This window comes from Corynebacterium tuberculostearicum SK141, from assembly GCF_000175635.1.
Classification (GTDB): Bacteria; Actinomycetota; Actinomycetes; order Mycobacteriales; family Mycobacteriaceae; genus Corynebacterium; species Corynebacterium tuberculostearicum_C.
The window spans coordinates 46,555-70,527 of the sequence record NZ_ACVP01000001.1; the positions used below are offsets into that span (position 1 = coordinate 46,555).

A 23,973-nucleotide genomic window follows, 5' to 3' on the forward strand; every position below is an offset into this window, starting at 1 on the left:
GAATAGGAGCGCCATAGTGTCTACCTCAACCGATGCCCGCCGCAAGGAAGTCCTGCGCGCCATCGTGGCGGACTATATTGCCTCCCAGGAGCCGGTTGGCTCTAAGTCGCTGCTAGAGCGCTACCAGCTGGGAGTTTCCTCGGCCACCATCCGCAATGACATGGCCGTGCTCGAATCCCAGGGCCTTATCTCCCAGCAGCACGCCAGCTCAGGCCGCGTGCCCACCCAGCAGGGCTACCGCCACTTTGTGGACTCCCTCCACGAGGTCAAGCCGCTTTCGGCCCCGGAGCGCCGCGCGATGCTCAACTTCTTGGAAGGCGGCGTCGACCTGGAGGATGTGCTGCGCCGCTCGGTGCAGCTACTGGCGCAGGTGACGAAGCAGGCGGCCGTCGTCCAGCTGCCCAATCTCAAGGTCTCGCGCGTCAAGCACTGCGAGGTCGTGGCGCTGTCCCCGGTGCGCCTGCTGCTGGTGCTTATCACCGATAACGGCCGCGTGGACCAGCGCAATGTGGAGCTCGATGAAATCATCGACCAGGACCAGACCTTCCGCCTGCGCGACATCGTCAATAGCGCGCTGGTGGGCAAGACGCTTACCGACGCCTCCGTGGAGCTCGCCCACCTTGTCGACGACGCCCCCTTGGATATCCGACACCACGTACTCAAGGTGGCCACCACGCTCATCGAGACCCTAGTGGAACAGCCCTCCGACCGGCTGATTATGGCCGGCGCCTCCAATCTCACGCGCGTGGCGCGCGAGTTTCCAGAAGGTTTACCCAAGATTATTGAGGCGCTAGAGGAACAGGTCGTCGTCCTCAAGCTGCTCGCCCGCGTGCCCGATTTGGGCAACGTCTCCGTGGTTATCGGTGAGGAAAACGAGGAAGACCAGCTGCGCCAAGCCTCCGTGGTGGCCACGGGCTACGGACTGGGCACGGGCGATGAGGTGGCCACGCTGGGCGGCCTTGGCGTGGTGGGGCCTACCTTTATGGATTACTCGGGAACAATTTCTAAGGTCTCTGCCGTTGCACGGTATGTGAGCGAAATTTTGGCCGGCGAGCAGTGCGAGTAAACTGGCTGGCCGCGCATTATTTTTTCAAGTTAACCCCAACAAGACGAATTAGAAGGAATATCTCTTACAGTGGCTCGTGACTATTACGGCATCCTCGGTGTTGATAAAAACGCAACTGACCAGGAGATTAAAAAGGCCTACCGCAAAATGGCCCGCAAGTATCACCCGGATCTGAACCCGGATGATGACGCTGCCGCGGAAAAGTTCCGCGATGCCGCGCTGGCCCAGGAGGTCCTGCTGGATCCGCAAAAGCGCCAGATCGTGGACATGGGCGGCGACCCCATGGAGCAGGGTGGCGGCGGTGCCGGCGCCGGTGGCTTTGGCGGCTTCGGTGGCGGCGGCCTCGGCGATATCTTCGCCGAGTTCTTCGGCGGCGGTGCCGGCGGTTCCCGCGGCCCGAAGTCCCGCGTCCAGCCGGGCAACGATGCCCTGCTGCGCACCCGCATCACCCTTGAGGAGGCCTACACCGGCCTGAAGAAGAAGGTCACCGTGGATACCGCCGTGCTGTGCGATAGCTGTGGCGGTACCGGCTCCGAGTCCAAGGCCAAGCCGGTTACCTGTGATAACTGCAATGGCATGGGTGAAATCCAGGAGATGCAGCGCAGCTTCTTGGGCAACGTCATGACCACCCGTCCGTGCCCGAAGTGCCAGGGCTTTGGCGAGGTCATTACCGATCCGTGCAACCACTGCGCCGGCGATGGCCGCGTGAAGAAGCGCCGCGATCTCACCGTGAATATCCCGGCCGGCATCAATGATGGCATGCGCATCCGCATGGCCTCCCAGGGCGAGGTCGGCCACGGCGGCGGCCCAGCCGGCGACCTCTACGTCGAGGTCCACACGGAGGAGCACCCCGTCTTCCAGCGCAACGCCGATGACCTGAACCTCACCGTGCGCGTGCCGATGATTGATGCCGCCTTGGGCACCAACTTCACCATCGACCAGCTCAATGGCGAAGAGCTCACCATCGACATCGAGCCGGGCACCCAGCCGGGCGAGTCCATCAAGGTCGATGGTGCCGGCATGCCGCGCCTGCGCACCGATGGCTATGGCAACCTCTTTGCCCACGTGGACGTCGTTGTGCCGAAGGACCTGGACCGCAAGACCCGCGAGTCCCTGGAGAAGATCCGCAACTCCCGCGACGAGGGCGCGCGCGTGCGCACCACCGGCGACGGCCAAGAGGAATCCTTCTTCAGCCGCATCCGCGATAAGTTCCGCCGCTAATGTCCCTGCCCGTCTTCATCCACCCGGATCTTTCCGCCGCGCGCACCGGCGAGGCCTTTAGCTTTTCCGGCCCGGAGGCCCGCCATGCCGTGACGGTCAAGCGCATGGGGGAGGGCGAGCGCCTCGAGCTTATCGACGGCACCGGTACCCGCCTCACCCTCACCATCACCGCCACCTCGGGCAAGGACTCTTTGGAGGGCACGGTCGACTCCATCGACACCGCGCCCGAGCCCACGCCGCGCGTAACCGTGGTGCAGGCCATCCCGAAGTCCGAACGCGCCGAGCTCGCCGTGGATCTCGCCACCCAAGCCGGCGCCGATGAGATCATCGCCTGGCAGGCGGATCGCTGCGTGGCTAAATGGGACGGTAAGAAGGCGCCGAAGGCGGTGGCCAAATGGCAGGCGGCCGCCGATTCCGCGGCCAAGCAATCCCGCCGCGCCCGCATCCCGCAGGTGCGCGGCCCGCTGACCACCCCGCAGCTCGTTCAAGAGCTCACCGGTCGCCGCGACGGCGCTTCCTCCAACGCACCCACAGTGCTCGTATTGCACGAAGAGGCTACCGCCTCCATCAAAGACGTGCCGCTCACAGAGGACGTCGTCCTGCTCGTTGGCCCCGAGGGCGGCATTGGCGACGCCGAGCTCGATCGCCTCAAAGAAGCCGGCGCCACACCCATCAAGCTCGGCCCGGAAGTGCTGCGCACGGCGAGTGCGGCAATGGTGGCGCTGGCGGCAATCGGCATGCGCACCGAGCGTTGGTAGGCGGCGCTGGTAGCCTAAAGCACGTGCCTATCATCACGAAGAAATGTGAGCTAGATTCCGCCTACGTCAGCAGCGTGCTGGGTAGTGCGGACGATAACCTGCGCGTGCTCAATAACCGCCTGGATGCGGACCTTTTTGCCCGCGGCAATGTCGTTACCGTCACCGGTCCCGATTATGAGGTGGCCCGTGCCGCCAAGATCCTCGATGAGCTCGAGGCCATCGCCCGCCGCGGCCACGCCGTGTCCACCGATACGGTCAAGCACACCATGGACATGGTGGCCGTGGAGGCGCCGCAGTCGGTATCGGCGGCGCTGGCGGCGGACATCGTTAAGCGCCGCGGCAAGGCCGTCCGCCCGAAGACGGTGGGCCAGTCTGAATACGTGCAGGCCATCGACGATAATACGGTGGTCTTTGGTATCGGCCCGGCAGGTTCCGGCAAGACCTACTTGGCGGTAGCCAAGGCCGTGCAGGCGCTGCAGACCAAGCAGGTCTCGCGCATCATTCTCACTCGTCCGGCCGTGGAAGCAGGGGAGAAGCTCGGCTTTTTGCCGGGCACGCTCAATGACAAGATTGATCCGTACCTGCGCCCGCTTTATGACGCCCTGCGGGACATGCTCGACCCAGAAATGATTCCGAAGCTCATGGAGGCCGGCATCATCGAGGTCGCCCCGCTGGCCTATATGCGCGGCCGCACGTTGAACGATGCCTTTGTCATCCTTGATGAGGCCCAAAACACCACGCCGGCGCAGATGAAGATGTTCCTCACCCGTCTGGGCTTTGGTTCCAAGATTGTGGTCACCGGCGATATCTCGCAGGTAGACCTTCCACACGGCCAGGTCTCGGGCCTGCGCATCGTGCGCCGCATCCTACGCAACGTGGATGATATCCACTTCGCGGACCTGGGCTCCAAGGACGTGGTGCGCCACCAGCTGGTCGGGCGCATCGTCAATGCGTACGAGACCTTTGATAATAAGAAAGCCGCTGAATACGAGGGAATGGAATGAGTATCGAGTTTCTCAATGAATCCGGCTTCGAAGGCGTCAACGAGGAGATGCTGATTGACGTCGCCTCTTATGCCTTCGGCGCGATGGACATCAACCCCGATGCCGAGTGCACAATCACCTGCGTGGATTTGAAGACCATTGAGGATCTCCACGTGCGCTGGATGGATCTGGAAGGCCCCACCGATGTCATGAGCTTCCCCATGGATGAGCTCACCCCTGGCGCCATCGCCGGTGGCGGCCGCCCCGATGCCGCCGACCCGGGCCCGGCCATGCTGGGCGATATCGTCCTGTGCCCCGAGTTTGCCCTGCGCCAGGCGGAGGCCGCCGGCCACTCCCTAGGCCACGAGCTGGCCCTGCTTACCGTCCATGGTTGCCTGCACCTGCTGGGCTATGACCACTCCACCCCGGCCGAGGAGAAGGAAATGTTTGGCCGCCAAAACGAGCTGCTCGCGGATTGGTACGACGACGCAGCCGAGCGCGGCGTTTCCTATCAGCCCAAGCCTTCTGGCCCGAAGGCTTTTCCTGACGCTGCCGAGCGCGCCAACCTAGACAAGCAGGTTCCCGGCGGCGGAATCCCTGCGGTGGGCGAGCCACAAGATCGCCCCGAGGAATAATTTTTGTCTTTTCCTTGGTGAGCGCGCGGGCAGCGTAGCACAATGGGTAGCTATGACTATCCTTTCCATCCAGTCCCACGTCACCTACGGCCACGTTGGCAACTCCGCGGCCGTCTTTCCCCTGCAGCGCGCCGGCCATGAGGTATGGCCGGTCCACACGGTGAATTTCTCTAACCACACCGGCTACGGCGACTGGGGCGGACCGATGATTCCAGCCAGCGACGTTACCTCCATCATCGATGGCATTGAAAAGCGCGGCGCCTTCCCGCAGATCGACGCCATCCTTTCGGGCTACCAGGGCGGCGCCGACATTGCCGACGCCATCGTGGAAACCGTCCGCCGCATCAAGGCTGCCAACCCCAAAGCCCTCTACGCCTGCGACCCTGTAATGGGCAATGCCAAGTCCGGCTGCTTCGTCTCCGATGAGATCCCGCCGCTTTTGCGCGACCGCGTCGTGCCCGTCGCCGATATCATCACCCCCAACCAGTTTGAGCTGGGCTACCTCACCGATTCCGAGGTCGGCACACTTGATCAGACCCTCGCCGCAGTAAAGAAGGCGCAGGAAATCGGACCGAAGACCGTGCTGGTTACCTCCGTTAAGCGCCCTGAGACCCCTGAAGACCAGGTGGAGATGCTTGCCGTCGACGGCGACCGCGCCTTCCTCGTGTCCACGCCTCTATTGCCGTTTAAGCGCAATGGTTCCGGCGACGTCACCGCCGCCTTGTTTACCGGCCACTACACCGAGACCAGCGACGTCAAGGAGTCCCTGCGCCGCACCGCCTCCTCCGTCTATGACCTGCTGGAAAACACCTATGAGGCCGAGTCTGCCGAGCTCCGCCTCATTCAGGCGCAGGACGTCTTCGCTCACCCGCGCATGCAGTTCGACGCCGAGGAGCTTTAAACCCTGCGGGGCCCGCTCTCGCGCGTTGGGCTCCGTGAAGTTTGGCCTACTAAAGCTAGGTCCATTCTGATCGAGCTGATCTGAGGGAAAGTACCCCTCAGATCGGCCTTTTCGCCCTCAATTCGGCCCGATCACCTTGGACTTTTCTCCTCTGCTCCCTTAAGAACCCGCACCTACGCCCCCTAGGTCTATCGAGTTTCGGCCGAGCTGAGTAAACCTTCCCCTCAGTTCGGCTCTCTTATTTCATCAAAGGCGGCTCACGATGAGTCTCATATACGAGACTACTTCTCAGGGCGAATAGTGTGACGTACTACCAAAACGCCAGTAATATGGCTCCCGTCACATCATCTACTTTGCGATAGGAGTCCACCATGTCCAGCACCGGCAGCATCAGCGCATCCCCCGACGGCCTGTTGATGGCCCTCATTCAGTATCCCGTTCCGGTGGTCAATACCCCGGAAGACGTCCAGGCTAGCGTGGACGAAATCTGCCGCATGGTGGGTTCCACCAAGGCCGGTTACCCAGACCTCGACCTTATTGTTTTCCCGGAATATTCTTCCTCCGGTCTCAACACCAAGATTTGGTCCTATGATGAATTCCTCATTGGACTCGATGATCCCAAGGTAGATCAGTTCAAGCAGGCTTGTAAGGAAAATGACGTGTGGGGCGTCTTCTCCATCATGGAACCAAACCATGAGGAAGGAAAGCCGCCATTTAATACCGCCATCATCATCAACTCCGATGGTGAAATTGCGCTGCACTACCGCAAGCTCCAGCCGTGGACTCCTATCGAACCGTGGTACCCGGGCGATCTGGGCATGCCGGTTTGCGACGGCCCGAAGGGCTCCAAGCTTGCCGTGAACATTTGCCACGATGGCATGTTCCCTGAGCTTGCTCGCGAGGCTGCATACAAGGGCGCCAACGTTTATATCCGCATCTCTGGCTACTCCACACAGACCCAGGATCAGTGGATCATGACCAATAAGACGAATGCCTTCCAGAACCTGATGTACACCGCATCCGTAAACTTGGCTGGCTACGACAACACCTTCTACTACTTCGGTGAAGGTAACGTCTGCAATTACGACGGCCACATGATTTCTGAGGGCCACCGCAATCCCGGCGAGATCGTCACCGCCGAAATCTTCCCAGAGTTGGCTGACAAGGCCCGTATCAATTGGGGCCTAGAAAACAACATCTTCAACCTGGGCAACCGCGGATACGTGGGCTACCCCGGCGGCAAGACCGACAACTATCTCACCTGGGTCGAGGACTTGGCTAAGGGCAAGTATAAGCTGCCGTGGGCTGACGACGTCCGCATCAAGGATGGCTGGAAGTACTACCCGGACGGCCCGCAGCTTGGACCGCTGCCGGATGAGTTTAAGTAAGCTTCACTAATTTAGCGGCAAGCCCTGCACCCGTTTCGACGGGCGCAGGGCTTTGGCGTTGTCCAGCGTGCGGTCTTTCCCGCTAATACTCGTAGCCTTCTACCGCACCAGTATCGGCATCGGCTGGCGTATCTAACACTGCGTCGGACTCTGGCGTGTATCCAGCATCTACGTCGCCATAGTCATTCAACGAATCTGAATCTGAAGGCGGAAGGCCTCCATTGCACAGCTCGGCCCATTCTTCGGGGTACTTATATCGTCCGTCTAGACTGCCGCACACTCCTTCTGCGCGTGCAGATCGGCGATGAGCGGGAGTATCGCATAGCTCTGTGGGCCTTTGCGTGCCGTCGGAAAATGTACCGATGATGGTCAAATTTCCCGGATCGCAATACAGCAGCTCCGGCTCGGCAGCCGCGGTTTGAGGCTGGGTCTCCGGCTCAGGAGCGGCGCTTTTTGCAGGTTCTTCCGCCATGCTCTCTTCGCTGCTGATGGTAGCGGCAGAAGAGGCCGTACTTGAAGAACTGGTGGCGGATGAAGAAGAGGTAGCCGAAGAACTAGTACTCGTCTCGGCGGGTGACTCGGAATTAGGCGAGGAGCATGCGGAAAGGATGAGAGTAAGGGCAGCGCCCAAAAGTAGGGCAGGGGATTTGCGGGGCATGAGGAGCCTTTCGGAGAGTGAGCGCGGTATGCGCTGGAGAGAAGAGGTTTCTCCATAGATTAGTCCTATGCCGCTTCACCGGTGCGAATTGGCCGCGAACTAATCGGAGATCTTGACTCTGTGGGCTATTATTGCGGGTAATGAGTTCTGATTTTGATGCACAGTTTGATGCGGCATTCGAGGGTCTGCCAGAAGACCCCGATGATGCCGTGCCGGAAGGCGCCGAGAATACGGCAGTCCCGCTTGATTATTCGCAATACACCGATACCCCGGAGGGATTCCGCTCAGGCTTCGTATCCTTTGTTGGGCGTCCGAATACCGGCAAGTCCACCCTGACCAATGCCCTGGTGGGGCAGAAGATTGCGATCACCGCGGACCAGCCGGAGACCACCCGCCACACCATTCGCGGTTTGGTACACCGCGATGATGCCCAGGTCATCGTCGTGGATACGCCGGGCCTGCACCGCCCGCGGACCCTTCTGGGCGAGCGCCTCAACGAGGTAGTCAAAGACACCTATGCCGATGTGGATGTAATCGGCCTGACCATCCCGGCTGATGAAAAGATTGGCCCGGGTGACCGTTGGATCCTGGAAAACGTGCGCAGCATCGCGCCAAAGACCCCGATCATCGGTATCGTCACCAAGCTGGATAAGGCCAGCAAAGATCAGGTTGGCGCGCAGCTGCTGGCCCTGCACGAGCTGCTCTCCCAGGATGACCCGAATGCGGTAGTCATCCCGGTTTCCTCCAAGGAGGGTGTGCAACTGGATGAGCTAGTGCAGGTCATCGTGGATCACCTGCCGGAAGGCCCGAAGTTCTACCCGGATGACCACATCACCGATGAGGGCCAGGAAAAGCGCATCGAGGAACTCATTCGTGAAGCCGCCCTGTCTGGCTTGAAGGCGGAGCTGCCGCACTCGGTGGCGGTGCAGGTGGATGAGATGCTGCCGTCGCGCACCCGTGAGGGCGTGCTGGATATCCATGCCATTTTGTACCTGGAGCGCCCCGGCCAAAAGCGCATTATTGAGGGCAAGGATGGCCTGCGCTTCCGTCGCATTGTGGGCAATGCCCGCAAGGAGATCATCGAGCTGCTCGGCCACAACGTGTATCTGGATCTGCGCATCAAGGTGCTGAAGAATTGGCAGTCTGACCCGAAGTCGCTGGGTAGACTCGGGTTCTAAACCACTATGCGCGAGAACTATCGTGACCGCGCAGTGGTCATCCGCACCTACGACTTTGGTGAGGCCGATCGCGTCATCGTCCTGCTTACCCGCGATCACGGCCTCGTGCGCGCGGTGGCCAAAGGCGTGCGCCGGGCAAAATCACGCTTTGGTTCGCGCCTGCAGCTCTTCGTCAACCTTGATGTCCAGCTGTATGTGGGCAAGAATCTAGCCACCATTTCTCAGGCGGATACGGTCGACTACTTTGGCGCGCGCCTCATCGAGGACTATGAGCGCTACACGGCCGCGTGCGCGGTGCTGGAATCGGCCGAGCGCCTTGCGTTTGCCGACGCCGCCCATGACCCCTACCTCTACGAATCCGTCACCGCGACCTTGGAGCAGCTGCAAACCGCGGATCCGACCATGGCGCTGGATGCCTTCTTGCTCCAGGCGATGGCGCATGCCGGTTGGGCGCCGAGCCTCTTCAACTGCGCCCAGTGCAACCGGCCCGGCCCGCACCACGCTTTCCACCCGGCTGCCGGCGGCGCGGCGTGCCACGAATGTCGGCCGCCAGGTGCTGCGGAGGTAGACCCGGAAACCCTGCACCACCTGTGGCTTTTGGCGCATAATCACCCGACGAATCCGACGAATGCGCAGAAGCAGGAGGGGCACCGCCTAGCGCGGGCGCACCTGCAGTGGCACATGGAGCGCAATGTTTCCGCATTGCAGGTTATGGAGCAGTAGAATATAGCCCGTGATTACGCCAGACCCGAACCGCACTTTGACCCCGCCGAATATTCCGGATGAGTTCATGCCGCGCCATATTGCGCTGGTCATGGACGGCAACGGCCGCTGGGCCCAGGAGAAAGGTATGAAGCGCACCGAGGGGCATAGGCGCGGAGAAGCCGTGCTTCTTGACGTCGTCGATGCCTGCCTTGCCGCCGGCGTTCCCTACCTTTCGGCCTATGCTTTCTCCACCGAGAATTGGCGCCGCAGCCCTGAAGAGGTCCGCTTCCTCATGGGCTTTAACCGCGACGTGCTGCGCCGCCAGCGCGAGTGGCTCAATGAGCGCGGCGTGCGCGTGGTGTGGGCCGGCCGCCGCCCGCGCTTGTGGCGCTCGGTTATTAAGGAGCTCGAGGCCGCCCAGGAGCTGACCAAGGACAATACCAAGATGACCTTGGCCATGTGCGTGAACTATGGCGGTAGGGCAGAACTGGTGGATGGCTTTAGGGACATCGCCAAGCAGGTGGCCGCAGGCGAGCTCAACCCGCGCGATATCAAGGAAGAAACCATCGCGCAGCATCTTTATGACCCGAGCATGCCGGACGTGGATCTCTTCCTGCGCCCGTCCGGTGAGAAGCGCACCTCAAACTTCCTGCTCTGGCAGTCCGCCTACGCGGAGATGATTTACCAAGACAAACTCTTCCCGGACTTCACTCCGGAGGACCTCTTCGCCGCCATCGAGGAGTATGCGCGGCGCGACCGCCGCTTCGGTGGCGTGAAGAAGTAGCGCAAAAAGAAAAACCTCAGCCGCCGGAAACTGGAGGCTGAGGTGAGGGGGAGGGGCGACCCTGAGGGGAAGCGCGAGCGCGATTAGGCAGAGGCGGCGCAGTCGCTGCAGATGCCAAAGACCTCGGCATCGTGGCCGGTGAGCTCGAAGCCATACTCCTTCGCTACGGAGGTGGCCCACTTTTCAATCGGGCCGCCGTCGATCTCCTCGGTGCGGCCACACTTGGTGCATACCAAGTGGTGGTGGTGGGCATCGGTATCGCAATGGCGGTACAGGGTTTCGCCATTGGGCATGTGGAGGGCGTCCACCGCATCGATATCGGTCAGGGACTGCAGGGTGCGGTACACGGTGGTCAGGCCCACCTTTTCCTCACGTTCTTGGAGCTCGTGGTAGATCTCCTTGGCGGAGGCGAATTTCTCCATTTCCCGCAGTACCTCAACCACTGCGGTGCGCTGTTTGGTATTGCGCGCGCCTAGCTTGGGAATACTGTCGTGTAAAGCCATGCCCTCAATATTATCAGTGCTTTTTCAATAACTGCACAGTCAGGCGGCTTTTTATGCAGGAGGGGAGGGGCTAGGAGGCGATCTTGGCGGCGTCGGCAAGCAGGTCCAAAACCCGCGGCGCAATGAGCGAGTAGGTTACCTCGCGGCCGCTGCGCTCGGAGTCCACGATGCCTGCCTGCTTGAGCACGCGCAGGTGCTGGCTGATAAGGGGCTGGGACTTGCCGGTGGCCTTGACCAGCTCATGGACAAAGTGATCGCGCTCGGCCAAGCGGGAGATGATTGCGATGCGTAGGGGCGAATCAAGGGCAGCGATAACGCCGGCAGCCGCAGAAGTATTTGGGGCCTTGTAAGTGGTCGTCATAGGGAATGTCACCTTCAATTAAATACCTATTACCTGTCGGTTACCCTTATATTACCCGATACTTGCAATACGTTGTATTTATTTCAGATTAAATTCATGCCCCAATCCCACCGCCGGGAAGCGCTTCGGGTTAGACTGAACGAGATTGTCAAGACTGTCCCCTACCAGAGGAGTCCGAAAACTTATGGCATCCGTCATCGATACCGTTGTAAACCTGTGTAAGCGCCGCGGCTTGGTCTACCAGGCAGGTGAAATTTACGGCGGTTCCCGCTCCGCGTGGGACTACGGCCCTCTTGGTGTAGAGCTCAAGGAAAACATCAAGCGCCAGTGGTGGCGCCACATGGTGCAGTCCCGCGCAGACGTCGTGGGCGTAGATACCTCCGTCATCCAGCCGCGTCAGGTCTGGGTATCCTCCGGTCACGTCGAGGTCTTTTCTGACCCGCTGGTGGAATCCCGCCACACCGGCAAGCGCTACCGTGCCGACGACCTTATTGAGGCCTACGAGGAAAAGCACGGCCACGAGCCAGAAAACGGCCTGGCAGATATCAATGACCCAGAAACCGGCCAGCCGGGTGACTGGACCGAACCGAAGGCCTTCTCCGGTCTGCTCAAGACCTTCCTGGGCCCGGTGGACGATGAGCAAGGCCTGCACTACCTGCGTCCGGAAACCGCACAGGGCATCTTCGTTAACTTCAAGAACGTGATGACCTCCTCGCGCATGAAGCCGCCGTTTGGCATCGCGAACATCGGCAAGTCCTTCCGCAACGAGATCACCCCAGGCAACTTCATCTTCCGTACCCGCGAGTTCGAGCAGATGGAAATGGAGTTCTTCGTCAAGCCGGGCGAGGACGAAGAGTGGCACCAGTACTGGATTGATGACCGCTACAACTGGTACGTGGACCTGGGCATCAAGGAAGAAAACCTGCGCCTGTACGAGCACCCGAAGGAAAAGCTCTCCCACTACTCCAAGCGCACCGTGGACGTGGAGTACGCCTTTGGCTTCAAGGGCTCCAAGTGGGGCGAGCTGGAAGGCGTGGCCAACCGCACGGACTATGACCTGTCCGTCCACGCCAAGGGCTCGGGCGAGGACCTGTCCTACTACGACCAGGCCAATGACGAGCGCTGGATTCCGTACGTCATCGAGCCGGCCGCCGGCCTGGGCCGTTCTATGATGGCCTTCCTGGTGGATGCCTACGACGAGGAAGAGGCTCCGAACGCCAAGGGCGGCACCGATAAGCGCGTCGTCCTGCGCCTGGACCGCCGCCTGGCACCGATCAAGGTGGCCGTACTGCCGCTGTCCAAGAAGGAAGAGCTCTCTGAGCCCGCCCGTAAGCTGGCCGATAAGCTGCGCGCACACTGGAACGTGGACTTTGACGTCTCCGGCGCCATCGGCCGCCGCTACCGCCGCCAGGATGAGATCGGCACCCCGTTCTGCGTCACCTTCGACTTCGACACCCTCGAGGACGATGCCGTGACCGTGCGCGAGCGCGACACCATGGAGCAGGAGCGCGTGAAGCTCGATGACCTCGAGGCTTACCTCGCCGCCCGCCTGATTGGGTGCTAGTAATGCATTACACCAGCTGGGATCGCTCCGACCGCGCAAAGCCCGTGCTCTTGGCCGAGGAAGGCCCGGAGCAGCTGGGCGTATTCTCGGAGCATTCCGCGGAGGTGGACGGCCACTTCTGGCGTACCGAGGTCAGTGACCTTGGCGCCTCTGCCACACTTGCCGACGGCTCCATTTACCGCCTCGCCGGCCGCCCCGGCCGCGATAAGCGCCTAGAGGCATCGCTCAACGGCCGTACCTTCACCTTCATCAACGAAAACAGCGGCGACTGGATCATCGATGACGTCGATGATGAAAAGGTAGGGCAGTTCACCGCCCGCAATTCCGGCGTGCGCAAGGCCATCCTCGAATTCGAGCACGATGCCGAGGGCCTGACCACCGCGGAAATCGCCGGTCTGAGCTGGTTTACCCGCGTCATCCTGGATGCCAATACCCAGGGCAAAGCCTGGGCGTGGATCATCACCTTGGTCCTGGCGTCCATCGTCGCCCTCGTCGCGCTATTCGTCCTCTAATGCCTATCCAGTGGACCTGGCGCGCGGGCGCTCTCACCAACGCCGAGGGGCACGAGCTTGCCTCCGTGCGCGACGGTGTGCTTGCCACCACGGCCGGCGAGCGCCTCACCTTAGAATCCTCGCTGGATTCTTCCTCCCCGCGGTTCTTCCTGCGCGCGCAGACCGCCGCGGGCGAGGACTTCTCGGTCACCCAGGCCGGGATTACCGTCACCCGCCTGCGCGCGACCTGCGCCGACCGCGAGTACCTTCTCGAGCGCCGCAACCCCTTCCGCCGCGAGCGCCGCATCGTGGCCCGCGGCACAGGCGCCGAGGTTGCCAGCACCGCGCCGGCCGGCGATGGCCTGCGCGTGAGCGTGGGCGAGCTGCCGGAGCTCGACGCCATGTTCTTGAGCTACGCCTGCGCGCTTCTCGACGCCACCCCGCGCTCCCTCCGCACCTAGCCCAGCGCCCCGGGAAGTCGGGCCACGCGCGCGAGCCTAGAGCCGGGCTGCCGGTCCGTCTGGCGGGCTGCCGGGCCGTGAGGCGGTCTAGGCGGGAAGGGCGGGCTAGAAGGAGCCGCCGCGGAAGCCGCCTCCGCCGCCACCGCCGCCGAAGTCTCCGCCGCCAAAGCTGCCTCCACCGAAGCCGCCGCCGAAACCGCCGCCGAAGCCGCGGCCGCCGCTGAGCATCTGGCCGATGACCACGCCGGTGACGATGTTATTGGCGGCATTGCCCATCTGTTGGCGCTGCTGGCGGCGACGGTGTTCGTCCATGTCATCCTTGGCGCGCTGCAGCGCCGCCTGAGCCGCGGCCACTGCCTCGCGGGAGGACTGCAGCGCGGCGCGGATATCGTTGCGCTCGGTGTGGAGGGCTTGGGCGTGGAGACGTTTGGCGTCGGCAAGCGCGGTGCGCGCACCCGAGCCGATGATGCGACCGCGGGAGGAAATGAGGTCTTCTGCGGCCTGGATATTGGATTCCGCCACGGAAATCTGCTGGCGGAAGAGGTCTAGCTGGCGCGCGTGCGTGGAGGTCTTCTCGCGCACGCGGTCGAGCGCCTCATCTAGCTCGGTATCGATGGAGGTCAGCGCGGTGTGCTGGCCCAACGGATCCTGTTGGCCGTGGGCCTTGGCCTCATCTACGGCGCTGCCGGCGCGGCCGAGCAGATCCTCGAGCTTGTCCCAATCCGCGGTGGTTCCCTGGGCCTTGCCTTGCCGTTCAAGTTCGCGGGCCTCGTTGATCTCGCCCTCGACCTCGGCGATAAGCGCCTCGAGGTTGCCGCGGGCGGTGGCGATATTTTCCTCGGCATTTTCCACGCCGGAAATGAGGCGATCCGTCATCTCGCAGGCGTGCTCGATATCGCGAATAAGTCCCACCAGCGGGCCCTGCTGGCCGGCCGGCTGGGCCTGGACCCCACGGGCCTTGTCGAGCAGTTTCTCGGCCTCATCGAGCGAAGCGGCGGCAAGCTCGGGGTTATCGGCAATGGAGGAGAGCACGTGCTCGTCATAGTTGGACTTCAGGCCAGCCAGCGTGGACTCGGCCTCCGGCAGGCGGGCGCGCAGGCCCACGGTGCGCTGAGTGAGCTCATCCAGCTTCTCATCGGAGTGGATGAGCAGATCGCGCATCTTGGCAAACTCCTCTGCCTGCGCGTCCAGGGCATCATCGGCCTGGCCGCAGGAGGAGACGATTTCTACCAGCATTTGGCGGCGCTCGGCCGGGGATTCCGGCACGGCATCATCCAGGCGCTGGCGCAGGTGGAAGGCCTTTTGCAGGGTAGAAGTGGAGTGGTTCATCGCCTTGGTAAAGGGGCGCACGCGCTCTGGGCCGAACTCGGAGAGCGCGATATTGAGCTCTTCCTTGCCGCGGCGGATGGACTCATCGGTAGAGACCAACTCCTCTTGGGCCAGCTGGTCCAAAGTCTCCAGCGGCAGGCGGTTTAACTGATCAGTATCGTCCGGGGCAATCTCGCGGGCAGACTCCAGCGTCTGCGCATTATTCTTCTTGGTGTTGCGGCGCGAGTAGTACATGATTCCGCCGCCGGCGGCGACGATGGCGGCCGCGCCACCGCCCAGCCACGCTAGGCCAGAGGAGTCGGAGGCGGAGCTATTTGAAGCGGAGTTGCCCAGGGCGGCGTCGGCAAGCGCGAGGGCCGAAGCGCCGTACTCGTCGCTGGCCAGCTTGTCATAAGCGGCGTCATACATCTGGTCCAGCCGGCCCTTGGGCCATGCATCGCCGGCCTGCACGCCCATCTTGCGGTCATTGATGGATAGCACATAGACCGCGGAATTCGGGCCCTTGTCCTTGACCGCCTGGCCGGCAAAAGTCTCTGGATCCGTGCCCAGCTCATCGGTGATATAGACAAAGAGCGTCAAGTGCTCGTCCTTTTGCAGCTGGCCAATCTTCTCCCTGAGCTCGGCCTTTTCTTGCGTGCTTAATACGCCCGCATCATCGGTAACCTTCTCCGTGAGGGTCGCCGTACCGGCGCCCTGCGCCACCGTGGTGGTCTCGGCGGCGAAGGCAGACCCCGCACCGAGGGAGGTGCAGCCCAAAATGAAAGCGGCAATGGCCGCGCGGCCCAAACGTGCACTCAAATTCATGCCCACCACTTTACCGGCTTAGCTTAGCCCTCCGGCAGGTAATGTAGTGGGGCAGTGAAGTACGCAATTGTTTTAGGAACCGCCCAATACGATGGCCGCCCCTCCCGCATCCTGGCCGGCCGCCTGCGCCACGCCGGTGAGCTCGCCACAGCTGAGGGACTGGAGGTTATTACCGTGGGCGGCAAGCTGCCCGGGGATAGGTTCACGGAGGCCGGCGTCGGCCGCACCTACCTGCGCGAGCACTTCCCGCACCTGACCGTGCACGCGGTGGAGGAGGGCATGGATACCCGCAGCTCCCTCAGCGCAGTCAAGGAAGCCTTCGCGCTTTCCGACGCCACCATCATCACCGATCCCCTCCACCGCCTGCGCACCGCACTCATCGCCCGCCAAGAGGGCATCACGGCCACCGTCTCCGGCACGCCGTACTACCCGGCCGCGCGCTTTTCTAAGCCCTGGTGGCGCTACCTTGCCCACGAAACGGGTGGCGTAGCCTATGCGTTGGTGGCCGGCCTTTTGCCGCCGCGCGGCGCTGCGGCGCTGCGCAATGGTTTCTACCGCGTGGAGCAAGTGCTGCGGCCCAATCAGAAGCTGCGGCATCAGACGATTCAGCAGGAAGATAGGGATACTTTTCCACGGCGATAAGAAAGATCGCATGATATTCTGCAGGCTGACGAAACATTTCTAGGGGAAAAGGGTTTCTTTTCCGCTACATCAGGAAATAACACCGAGCCATGTTGGTCAGCGCTGAAATGCTACGAAGCCTCAGGAGGAAAGCGTGTTAAAACTGGAAAACCTATCTGTGAAGCTAGGCAGGAAAAGTAGTCCGCTATTCTCTATCAACTCTGTGCATGAGCCGGGGACCCTTACTTGGATTCGAGGTACCTCTGGGTCCGGCAAATCGACGCTGCTTCGCGTTATCTCTGGACTCCAGAAGCCAACATCAGGAACCGTCAATATTTTCGGACATGATTTATGGAGCTCATCCGCTCGAAACAGAGATAAATTTCGAGCTAATTCGATGGGAATAGTGTTTCAAGATTCCGGCGTAGTGCCCTGTTTGACAGTCGCCGAAAACCTTTCCTTCGCGCAAGGGCTAAGCGGAGTAACTGCGGACTCGGACGCTAATAGCTCTTTGCTAGCTCAACTCAATATGAGTGAATACGGAGCCTCTCTACCGCACGAGCTTTCAGGGGGACAACGCCAACGTGCGGCCATAGCAACGGCAATGTCTAAAAAGCCCCAACTCGTTTTCGCAGACGAACCGACGAGTGCATTGGATGAGGACAACGCATATTCAGTGTTGCGATATCTGCATAATTACATTGTAAGAAACCACGCAATCGCCTTGGTAGTTTCCCACGATGACCGTTTAGCGCAGTTTTGTGATCAGGTTTTGGAAATCGGGGTAAACCAATGAATTTTCGCGCTGTGGAAGCGAAGATCCGTAAAAGCACATTTGTGGAGAGTATCCCGCTACTAGCTACCTCGTTTGTGATCATCTTCTTTGTCTGCCTGTTAGTCTGCACTGTAGCGGCGGACAAAGTAGCCGAATCTATGGCAATGGGGCTGATGTATTCGGCTCTCGTATCGATCATTCCCTTTACTCTGGCACTCAAATACAGCTTAAGGCATGTGGTGGAGGGGAGGCGCCACCACTATGAGGCCCTTCGTTTATTTGGGTTAGCATTAAAACGAATTCGGCGAGCGTTATTTCTTGAGCTACTTATAGTTTATTTTTTCTTTTCAATAGTTAGCGCAGTTCTGGTTCCAGTGCTAATGAAGCCAATCTTCCTGGTTCTATATTCGGGTTTTGGTATTGATCTTCCACAAGGACTTCCTTCACCGCTGCTCGTCGCTGTGATCTCATGGTGCGCGATCGCTTTCCTGAGTTTCGTTCCTTTCCAACAGGAGACGAGAGTTTTGGAAGATTTGAGCCAAGGCCCAGCTCGCATAGATCCAAATCCAAGGAATCCGCGGGCTGCAGAACTCCTTCGATATCCTCTAGGGATAGCGGCCAGTGTTGTATTGCTGGTGGGATTTATGGCGATGCCCCAGGCGGATCCGTCTAGTAGGTGGCCGATGATTTTCGTCTACTGCGTCCCCTTCTTGGTGAGTGCTGCTTCTGTATTTTCCTACGCAGTTGTCTTATATTTCGCCGAATATCTCTCCCTCAAGATTAGGGGATGGGATCCTCCGATTTTAGGAGTCCGGTATGCGCGGTCTTTTATCGCCGCTACTACATTGCGGGTCTCTTGTGTTTTTATCTTGTTTCCCATCATTCTTTTTATTGTGAATGATTCAGCCCTCTACTCAGCAAGAGAAGAATTGGCTGACAATGTAAGGGACGTTTATGTAGGGGCGCCGCAGGATGGACAAACTTTCGGCACCTCCGTCGCTAAAAACTTTTGTCAGGACCACGCCGCAGATTGCCTAGGAGTTCTTAGCTGGGTTCCTGCTGTCCAAGACTCGGGAGAGCTCCAGCCTTCCACTATGGAAGACGGAGCTGTCTTTGCACTAGTAGAAGATAGGAACGGAGCAGTAGGTTCCTTGGTCAAAGACCAAGGAGTAGTTGAGACGGACCCCCGATCTCCATTTGATCAAACGTGGATGAGGCCATGGGATAAATCCTTTAATGCTGAAGCAGATCCTACGTGGGGAGCGGGCGAAAGGAAAGATGAAGGGTATGCTGTAGCAATTTTTTCGAAGCAAGTCGAATTGAGCGACAGTCAAGAGATGGAGGTTGTAGGTGCTCAGCAATGGGCAGAAAACCTACCTTCAACGTTGCTTTACGGTCCAAACGGTACTGGTACAAGCGAATTTATCCCGTTGTTCGCCTACGTGATTGTTGGGGGAGCAGTTCTCATCTTCGGACTGGCGTTGGCTCAACAAGGTCGGCTCATTCGCTTCACTAAGACGATTTGGGAACAAGGCGTCTCAGTTGCTGAAGCGCACAGGAACAGGAAATTGGCTAATTGTTTGCCTTCGGCTTTTGCTTTGGCCTTATCGCTAGGATCAGCCGCTCTACTGGGCACATATATGCATTCTTATATAGCGCATAAACTTGTACTGCACTTTCCGGCTGTCCCGTTTGGACTCATACTTTTCTTAGTGGTGGTTGTGGGCTTGGCTGCTGTGGGCAGCAACTTTGTGAAAGGCCCGCAGCCTGCTAAAAACTAGGCGGCCACGTTGCTCACCCCAAACGCCAGTTCACGGAATAAGCTTGGGTCGTGTCCTATTCTTATTCCGCGCCCGACTTCGCCCGCCTGGCCGATGAAAAGCCGAAGGGCTCAGCTTTCCATACCGTGGAAGAACATCGCGGCGTATTCGCCCGCGACCGTGCCCGTGTGCTGCATTCGGCAGCCCTGCGGCGCTTGGCCGATAAAACTCAGGTCGTCGGCCCGCGCGACGGCGATACCCCGCGCACCCGGCTGACCCACTCCCTGGAGGTGGGCCAAATCGCACGCAGCATCGGCTCCGGGCTCGGCCTCGATCCCGATCTTTGCGATATGGCCGGTCTTACCCATGACATCGGCCACCCGCCCTATGGCCACAATGGCGAGAATGCGCTCAATGAAGTTGCCCTTAACGGCTTCGAGGGCAACGCCCAAACCCTGCGTATCCTCACCCGCTTGGAGCCGAAGGTCATCGTGGACGATGCCAGCGGCGAACCGCAAAGCTATGGTCTCAACCTCACCCGTGCCGCCCTCGACGGCGCCTGCAAATATCCGTGGACCAAGACCAACCCGGATGGCACCACCAACCGCAAGTACGGCGCCTATGACGAGGATGCGCACCTTTTGGACTGGCTGCGCGAGGGCCATACCGATAACCGCAAGTGCATCGAGGCCCAGGTCATGGACTGGTCCGATGACATCGCCTACTCCGTGCACGACGTGGAAGATGGCATCATCTCCCGGCGCATCTCTTTGAACGTGCTCTGGGACTTGGTGGAGCTGGCCCAACTAGCAGAAAAAGGCGCCAAGGCCTTCGGCGGCACCGCCGACGAGCTCCTGGAAGCGGCCGATAGCCTGCGCAACTTAAGCGTCATCAACGCCATCGGTGACTTTGACTATTCCTTGCGCGACTACGCCAACCTGAAGAAGATGACCTCGGAGCTCGTCGGCCGCTATGTCGGCGCGACCGTTGGCGCCACCAGCGAGGCCAATGCCGATCTCATCGCCTCCAATAGCCTTGGCCGCATGCACGGCAACCTCATCGTGCCCAAGCAAGCCGAAGCAGAGGTCAAGCTGCTCAAAACCATCGCCGTCCTCTACGTCATGGACGAGCCTGCCCACCTCGCACGCCAAGACCGCCAGCGCGAGCGCATCTACCGCGTCTACGATTACCTCGTCGCCGGCGCCCCCGGCTCCCTCGATGCCACCTTCCGCCTGTGGTGGGAGCAGGCCGATACCGACGCCGCCCGCGACCGCGCAATCATCGACCAGATCGCCTCCATGACCGAGTCACGCCTGGAGCGCTTGGCTCGGCGGAGTGCGGAGTTGTCTGGATTTTTGAGTTAGATTGTGCCAGGGCAGGGGGAGGATTAGTGACAACTTCTCCTGAGCCGCTTCGGGTGATCAGGCTCGGCAGGGTGATGCTTAAGGTTTGGAGATTCAGTAGACAACGTATATTTTCCTTCGTTTGAATCTGGGAGCGAATTGAGTCCGGGAAGGGAAGTAATCTCCGCCAAAATACTTTTGGATCCCGTTCATTCTGGCGTAACTATTCCGACAACTTCATGTAAATCGGGCGGCCTACTCTTAGTCCCATTCGCTTCCACTATCACTGGACGCGAACTCTCTCCCATTTACTAAAAGTCAAGGAATTCTCGTGTCTCAACGACGTTTTTATAAAGCCGCTCTGATCACCTCCATCAGCCTGGCCGGTTCGAGCCTAGTGGCTCCCGCTTTCGCTTCTGCTCAATCCCTTCCTAAAGCAGATATTTTCGATATGGCCCTCGACAATGGGGTTATCACCAACTCTGCCTCCGAAACCGAGCCGCTAACCATCGGTGCGCCTTCAGTTGCACAGGACAGCGTGCTCGAGCGCCCTGTTGCTCAGTTCGACGGACGCAAGGATGCTGTCGGCTTCGATATCGGAGATAAGTTTGACCAAGTCAAGGACGGATTCACAGTGGAGTGCGTCTTCCGCTATGACGGCGACTTTGACGGCAACGAAAAGAGCCTGTGCGCTAATAAGGAAGCTGGCGGTTGGGCAATGGTCATCTATGGTGACCAGCTGACCTTTACCGTCAATGCCAACGGTGGATACAAGAAGGCGCAACAGAAGATGGAGCCGGGCCAGTGGTACCACGCGGTCGGCGTTTTTGATGGCACCAAGAATGAGCTCTATGTCAACGGCGAGAAGGTCGCCGAAAACACCGGTGCCACCGGTGAGATTAAAAAGCCAAAGAGCAACTCGACCGCTGTGATGATCGGCGCGGATTCTGGCCCAAACAATGGAGCCCAGTTCTACTCTGACGTGGCGGTCAGTGAAGCACGCGTCTTCTCCGATCCGCTCAGCGCACAAGACGTGACGGCGCTGTATGAGGATTCGAACCTGAGCACGGACAAGAAGGCGGAAATCACTAGCTCCACCCCAAGCGCCGGTGACCACCTGACCAGTCCGGTGACCTTCGGCGTCGAGGTAAATGATGAAGCTCTCATCTCTCGCGAGCTCACCTACACCCTAGACGGTGAGGAGATTGAGCGCGGGCAGGAGATCGGCACTGGCCTGAAGGAAGGCAACCACGTCATCGAGGTCGAAGGCCACGATGTTTTTGGCAATCAAATCTCGCATTCGATTGATTTCACTTCCGGCAACCTGCCGGGCGCTGCCGGAACCGATTCCGCTCCTACCGGCAACGGCGCAACCATCTCGGCCCGCGCCGAAAACCCGAGCGGTGGGGACGTGGAGACCACCTTTACTGAAGCAGATGTCAGCGTAGCGGAAAAGGGCTTCCAAGGAACCTTCGATGAAATCCCGGAAGAGCTGGTTTTTGAATATCAGGATGGCGAGGACTTTGAGAAGTCTTTGAACCCTTCTAACGAAGAAGCACAGAAGTCCGCTTCTACCGAGAACGTGCCATTCCAACGCTTTGACCTGTCCCTAAAGGACGCAGATAAGGACACCCACGACCTTGCCTGGTCCGGAGCGGTGGATCCCAAGCGCGCCGTTCGCCTCATGGCGTGGAATACCAAGACCTCTGCGTGGGAAAAGCTCGCGGAGTCTCGCGGTGTATCCGAGGATCAGGTAAGCCTGAGCGCGCAGGTCAATAGCGACTTTGTGGATGGCGATACTATCCACACCATGGTGGTGGGCTATGACGTCTTTGCTGATGATCTCAAAGAGCCGGTCAACGAGGAATTCGCAGATGCTAACGACTATGACTTCGCCATCGCGCACCACACCGATACGCAGTACCTCTCCGAAGGTGCGGTAGAGAAGGCCACTGCCGAGGAACGCAAGAAGTGGGAGGAAGGCTATACCTCCGCCACTAAGTGGATTGCTGACAACGCTGAAAAGCGCAAGATCGCTTACTCTGCACACACCGGTGACCTCATTGAGAATTGGCGTGTAGCAGGCTCTGACCGTGCCAACGCCAAGAAGGAATTTGAGGTTGCGTCCAAGGCTCAGAAGAACTTGGAAGATGCAGGCGTGGTCAATGGCGTGCTACCGGGCAACCACGACAACATCAGCGGTGAAGAAGTTGGCGCGGGCAACCTGTACAACGAGTACTTCGGTCCAGAGCGCTACGAGGCACAGCAGGGCAAGGGAAATTGGGCCAAGGAAGATGCTTCGTACCACCCTTATGCTGAGGGCAACAACGATAACCACTACGACCTCTTTACCACCAACGGAATGGATTTCATTGCCCTGCACTTGGGCTATGACGTCACCGAAGAAGAGGCAGCCTGGGCCGATAAGGTGCTCAAGCAGTATCCAGACCGCAATGCCATCGTGCTCACTCACGCCTATCTAAAGCCATCCAATAGCCCTGATGGACGCAACTCCGACTTCTCTCACGATGGCGTCATGGTCTATGACAATGTGATCAAGAAGAACCCGAACGTTGCATTGGTGCTGGCTGGCCACGAGCACGGCGTATCCATTGTCACCCGCAAGGATGTAGGCCATACCAATAACCACGTGACGGAGCTATTGGCGGACTACCAGTTCTACGAGGTTGGCTCCGATGAAATGGGACTGACCGAGATCGGCGAGTACGACGGTGATACCGGCCTCCGCTTCGGCTCCAGCTACCTGCGCCTACTGCAGTTTGACCTGAAGAACAACGAGATGGTGGTGGATACTTACTCGCCGCTCCTCGATGACCACAACGCCACCGAGTACGACGACCGCCAGCGCTATAACGGCCATGAAGATGAATTCCGTGTGCCTATTCAGTTCAAGACTCGCAAGACCGACTTCCAGACCAAATCCATGGTCGCGCTGACCGATACCGGCAAGGAAATTGGTAAGGACACCGCTAAGTCCGGCTGGCCTACGAGCACGGTCTACAAGGACCTGAAGGCCGGTCAGACCTACGGCTGGTATGCCACGACTGCCGACGCCTCCTCTAAGGACACCAACAAGCGCGGCATCGTCCGCCAGTTCGGTGTCTTCACCGCGCAGGAAAATACTGCGGATAACGCGGCTCCTGAACTTATCGTCCCCAGCGAGAAACTCACCATTTCCCAGGGCGCAGAGGCTGATCTCACCAAGGGCGTGAGCGCCAAGGACAAGGAAGATGGAGATCTCACCGACAAGGTGAAGGTTATCGGCAGCGTGGATACCTCCAAGCCAGGCACCTATTCGGTGACCTACGCAGTCACGGACTCTGCTGGAAACCAGGCTCTTGCTTCTCGAGTCGTTGAAGTTTCCGCCACCGACGGGAACGACAACACTGGCAGTAGCTCCAGCTCCGAATCCTCCTCGAGCAGCTCCAGCTCGAACCAGGGAAGCTCTCATCGCGTGCTCCCTGCCATCTTCGGTGCCCTTATTGGTGCTGTGGGCGCCACCGGAATCATCGCGGGTATGCTGAACTACTTCGCGCCGGAGACCATTCAGAAGCTGAAGCGAGCCTTCGGGTTCTAAAGCGCACAGCACCTTTGCCGGTGCTAGAGCTATAGCGCCCGGTGGTACGTGAATGAAAAAGCCGAACCGAGGATTCATTTCCTCAG

Annotated in this window: 22 protein-coding genes; 18 read left to right on the plus strand and 4 right to left on the minus strand. The window is 59.8% G+C overall.

Going from position 1 to position 23,973, the window contains the following annotated elements:
- Positions 1-16: 16 nt before the first annotated feature.
- The 7 genes from hrcA to CORTU0001_RS00240 all read left to right on the plus strand — a co-directional run bounded on the left by hrcA (position 17) and on the right by CORTU0001_RS00240 (position 6,952).
- Positions 17-1,066: a heat-inducible transcriptional repressor HrcA gene (gene hrcA / locus CORTU0001_RS00210; RefSeq protein ID WP_005324198.1), complete on the plus strand. Its 1,050-nt coding sequence runs from the start codon at positions 17-19 to the stop codon at positions 1,064-1,066.
- Between the two features lie 69 nt (positions 1,067-1,135).
- The gene (gene dnaJ, locus CORTU0001_RS00215; RefSeq protein ID WP_005326440.1) at positions 1,136-2,287 is read left to right on the plus strand and encodes a molecular chaperone DnaJ; all 1,152 of its coding nucleotides are present in this window, start codon (positions 1,136-1,138) and stop codon (positions 2,285-2,287) included.
- Positions 2,287-3,045 (plus strand): 16S rRNA (uracil(1498)-N(3))-methyltransferase, encoded by a 759-nt coding sequence (locus CORTU0001_RS00220; RefSeq protein ID WP_005326442.1) that lies wholly within the window; start codon positions 2,287-2,289, stop codon positions 3,043-3,045. The genes dnaJ and CORTU0001_RS00220 overlap by 1 nt, the downstream gene beginning before the upstream one ends.
- A 23-nt stretch (positions 3,046-3,068) precedes the next feature.
- Positions 3,069-4,049 (plus strand): PhoH family protein, encoded by a 981-nt coding sequence (locus CORTU0001_RS00225; protein ID WP_005326444.1) that lies wholly within the window; start codon positions 3,069-3,071, stop codon positions 4,047-4,049.
- Positions 4,046-4,663, plus strand: coding sequence for an rRNA maturation RNase YbeY (gene ybeY / locus CORTU0001_RS00230; protein ID WP_005326445.1), 618 nt, complete (start codon positions 4,046-4,048; stop codon positions 4,661-4,663). Before CORTU0001_RS00225 ends, ybeY begins: the two co-directional genes overlap by 4 nt.
- 52 nt (positions 4,664-4,715) lie before the next feature.
- Positions 4,716-5,564 carry a pyridoxal kinase PdxY gene (pdxY, locus tag CORTU0001_RS00235; protein WP_005326446.1) on the plus strand — a complete coding sequence of 283 codons (849 nt, stop codon included), beginning with the start codon at positions 4,716-4,718 and terminating at the stop codon, positions 5,562-5,564.
- A 371-nt stretch (positions 5,565-5,935) separates the two neighbouring features.
- Positions 5,936-6,952, plus strand: a complete 1,017-nt coding sequence (locus CORTU0001_RS00240; RefSeq protein WP_005326447.1) for a formamidase — start codon at positions 5,936-5,938, stop codon at positions 6,950-6,952.
- 82 nt (positions 6,953-7,034) lie between these two features.
- Here CORTU0001_RS00240 and CORTU0001_RS00245 read toward each other — a convergent pair whose 3' ends face one another.
- Positions 7,035-7,424 carry a hypothetical protein gene (locus tag CORTU0001_RS00245; RefSeq protein ID WP_005324208.1) on the minus strand — a complete coding sequence of 130 codons (390 nt, stop codon included), beginning with the start codon at positions 7,422-7,424 and terminating at the stop codon, positions 7,035-7,037.
- Positions 7,425-7,750: 326 nt separating this feature from the next.
- Between CORTU0001_RS00245 and era the strand changes: the two genes are divergently transcribed.
- The 3 genes from era to CORTU0001_RS00265 are packed head-to-tail and all read left to right on the plus strand — an operon-like array spanning position 7,751 to position 10,277.
- The gene (gene era / locus CORTU0001_RS00255) at positions 7,751-8,788 is read left to right on the plus strand and encodes a GTPase Era (RefSeq protein ID WP_005326450.1); all 1,038 of its coding nucleotides are present in this window, start codon (positions 7,751-7,753) and stop codon (positions 8,786-8,788) included.
- A gap of 6 nt (positions 8,789-8,794) precedes the next feature.
- On the plus strand, positions 8,795-9,511 hold the full coding sequence (recO, locus tag CORTU0001_RS00260) for a DNA repair protein RecO (RefSeq protein ID WP_005326451.1): 717 nt from the start codon (positions 8,795-8,797) through the stop codon (positions 9,509-9,511).
- A 10-nt stretch (positions 9,512-9,521) separates the two neighbouring features.
- Entirely contained in the window at positions 9,522-10,277 is a 756-nt protein-coding gene (locus CORTU0001_RS00265) for an isoprenyl transferase (protein WP_005326452.1), read from the plus strand.
- 83 nt (positions 10,278-10,360) lie between these two features.
- Here CORTU0001_RS00265 and CORTU0001_RS00270 read toward each other — a convergent pair whose 3' ends face one another.
- Together CORTU0001_RS00270 and CORTU0001_RS00275 are read right to left on the minus strand one after the other, a co-directional pair.
- Complete coding sequence (locus CORTU0001_RS00270; RefSeq protein ID WP_005326453.1) at positions 10,361-10,780, minus strand: Fur family transcriptional regulator; 420 nt, start codon at positions 10,778-10,780, stop codon at positions 10,361-10,363.
- 70 nt (positions 10,781-10,850) lie between these two features.
- Complete coding sequence (locus tag CORTU0001_RS00275; protein ID WP_005324221.1) at positions 10,851-11,141, minus strand: ArsR/SmtB family transcription factor; 291 nt, start codon at positions 11,139-11,141, stop codon at positions 10,851-10,853.
- A gap of 184 nt (positions 11,142-11,325) precedes the next feature.
- Here CORTU0001_RS00275 and CORTU0001_RS00280 point away from each other — a divergent pair, with 184 nt between their 5' ends.
- The 3 genes from CORTU0001_RS00280 to CORTU0001_RS00290 are packed head-to-tail and all read left to right on the plus strand — an operon-like array spanning position 11,326 to position 13,657.
- A complete protein-coding gene (locus tag CORTU0001_RS00280) occupies positions 11,326-12,705 on the plus strand; it encodes a glycine--tRNA ligase (protein WP_005326454.1) in 1,380 nt (459 codons plus the stop codon).
- Between the two features lie 2 nt (positions 12,706-12,707).
- Positions 12,708-13,217, plus strand: a complete 510-nt coding sequence (locus tag CORTU0001_RS00285; protein ID WP_005326456.1) for a hypothetical protein — start codon at positions 12,708-12,710, stop codon at positions 13,215-13,217.
- Complete coding sequence (locus CORTU0001_RS00290; RefSeq protein WP_005326457.1) at positions 13,217-13,657, plus strand: hypothetical protein; 441 nt, start codon at positions 13,217-13,219, stop codon at positions 13,655-13,657. The genes CORTU0001_RS00285 and CORTU0001_RS00290 overlap by 1 nt, the downstream gene beginning before the upstream one ends.
- Before the next feature lie 105 nt (positions 13,658-13,762).
- Here CORTU0001_RS00290 and CORTU0001_RS00295 read toward each other — a convergent pair whose 3' ends face one another.
- A complete protein-coding gene (locus CORTU0001_RS00295) occupies positions 13,763-15,790 on the minus strand; it encodes a TPM domain-containing protein (RefSeq protein WP_034667790.1) in 2,028 nt (675 codons plus the stop codon).
- A gap of 54 nt (positions 15,791-15,844) precedes the next feature.
- On the opposite strand from CORTU0001_RS00295, the gene CORTU0001_RS00300 reads away from it, so the two are divergent.
- From CORTU0001_RS00300 to CORTU0001_RS00315, 5 genes are all read left to right on the plus strand, one after another.
- Positions 15,845-16,432 carry a YdcF family protein gene (locus CORTU0001_RS00300; RefSeq protein WP_005326461.1) on the plus strand — a complete coding sequence of 196 codons (588 nt, stop codon included), beginning with the start codon at positions 15,845-15,847 and terminating at the stop codon, positions 16,430-16,432.
- Positions 16,433-16,634: 202 nt separating this feature from the next.
- Entirely contained in the window at positions 16,635-17,207 is a 573-nt protein-coding gene (locus tag CORTU0001_RS12035; protein ID WP_425265838.1) for an ABC transporter ATP-binding protein, read from the plus strand.
- Positions 17,204-18,967 carry an FtsX-like permease family protein gene (locus CORTU0001_RS00305; protein ID WP_005326464.1) on the plus strand — a complete coding sequence of 588 codons (1,764 nt, stop codon included), beginning with the start codon at positions 17,204-17,206 and terminating at the stop codon, positions 18,965-18,967. Before CORTU0001_RS12035 ends, CORTU0001_RS00305 begins: the two co-directional genes overlap by 4 nt.
- A 50-nt stretch (positions 18,968-19,017) precedes the next feature.
- Positions 19,018-20,310, plus strand: coding sequence for a deoxyguanosinetriphosphate triphosphohydrolase (locus CORTU0001_RS00310; RefSeq protein WP_005326466.1), 1,293 nt, complete (start codon positions 19,018-19,020; stop codon positions 20,308-20,310).
- 310 nt (positions 20,311-20,620) lie between these two features.
- Positions 20,621-23,887: an immunoglobulin-like domain-containing protein gene (locus CORTU0001_RS00315; protein ID WP_005326468.1), complete on the plus strand. Its 3,267-nt coding sequence runs from the start codon at positions 20,621-20,623 to the stop codon at positions 23,885-23,887.
- The last annotated feature ends 86 nt before the right edge of the window (positions 23,888-23,973 follow it).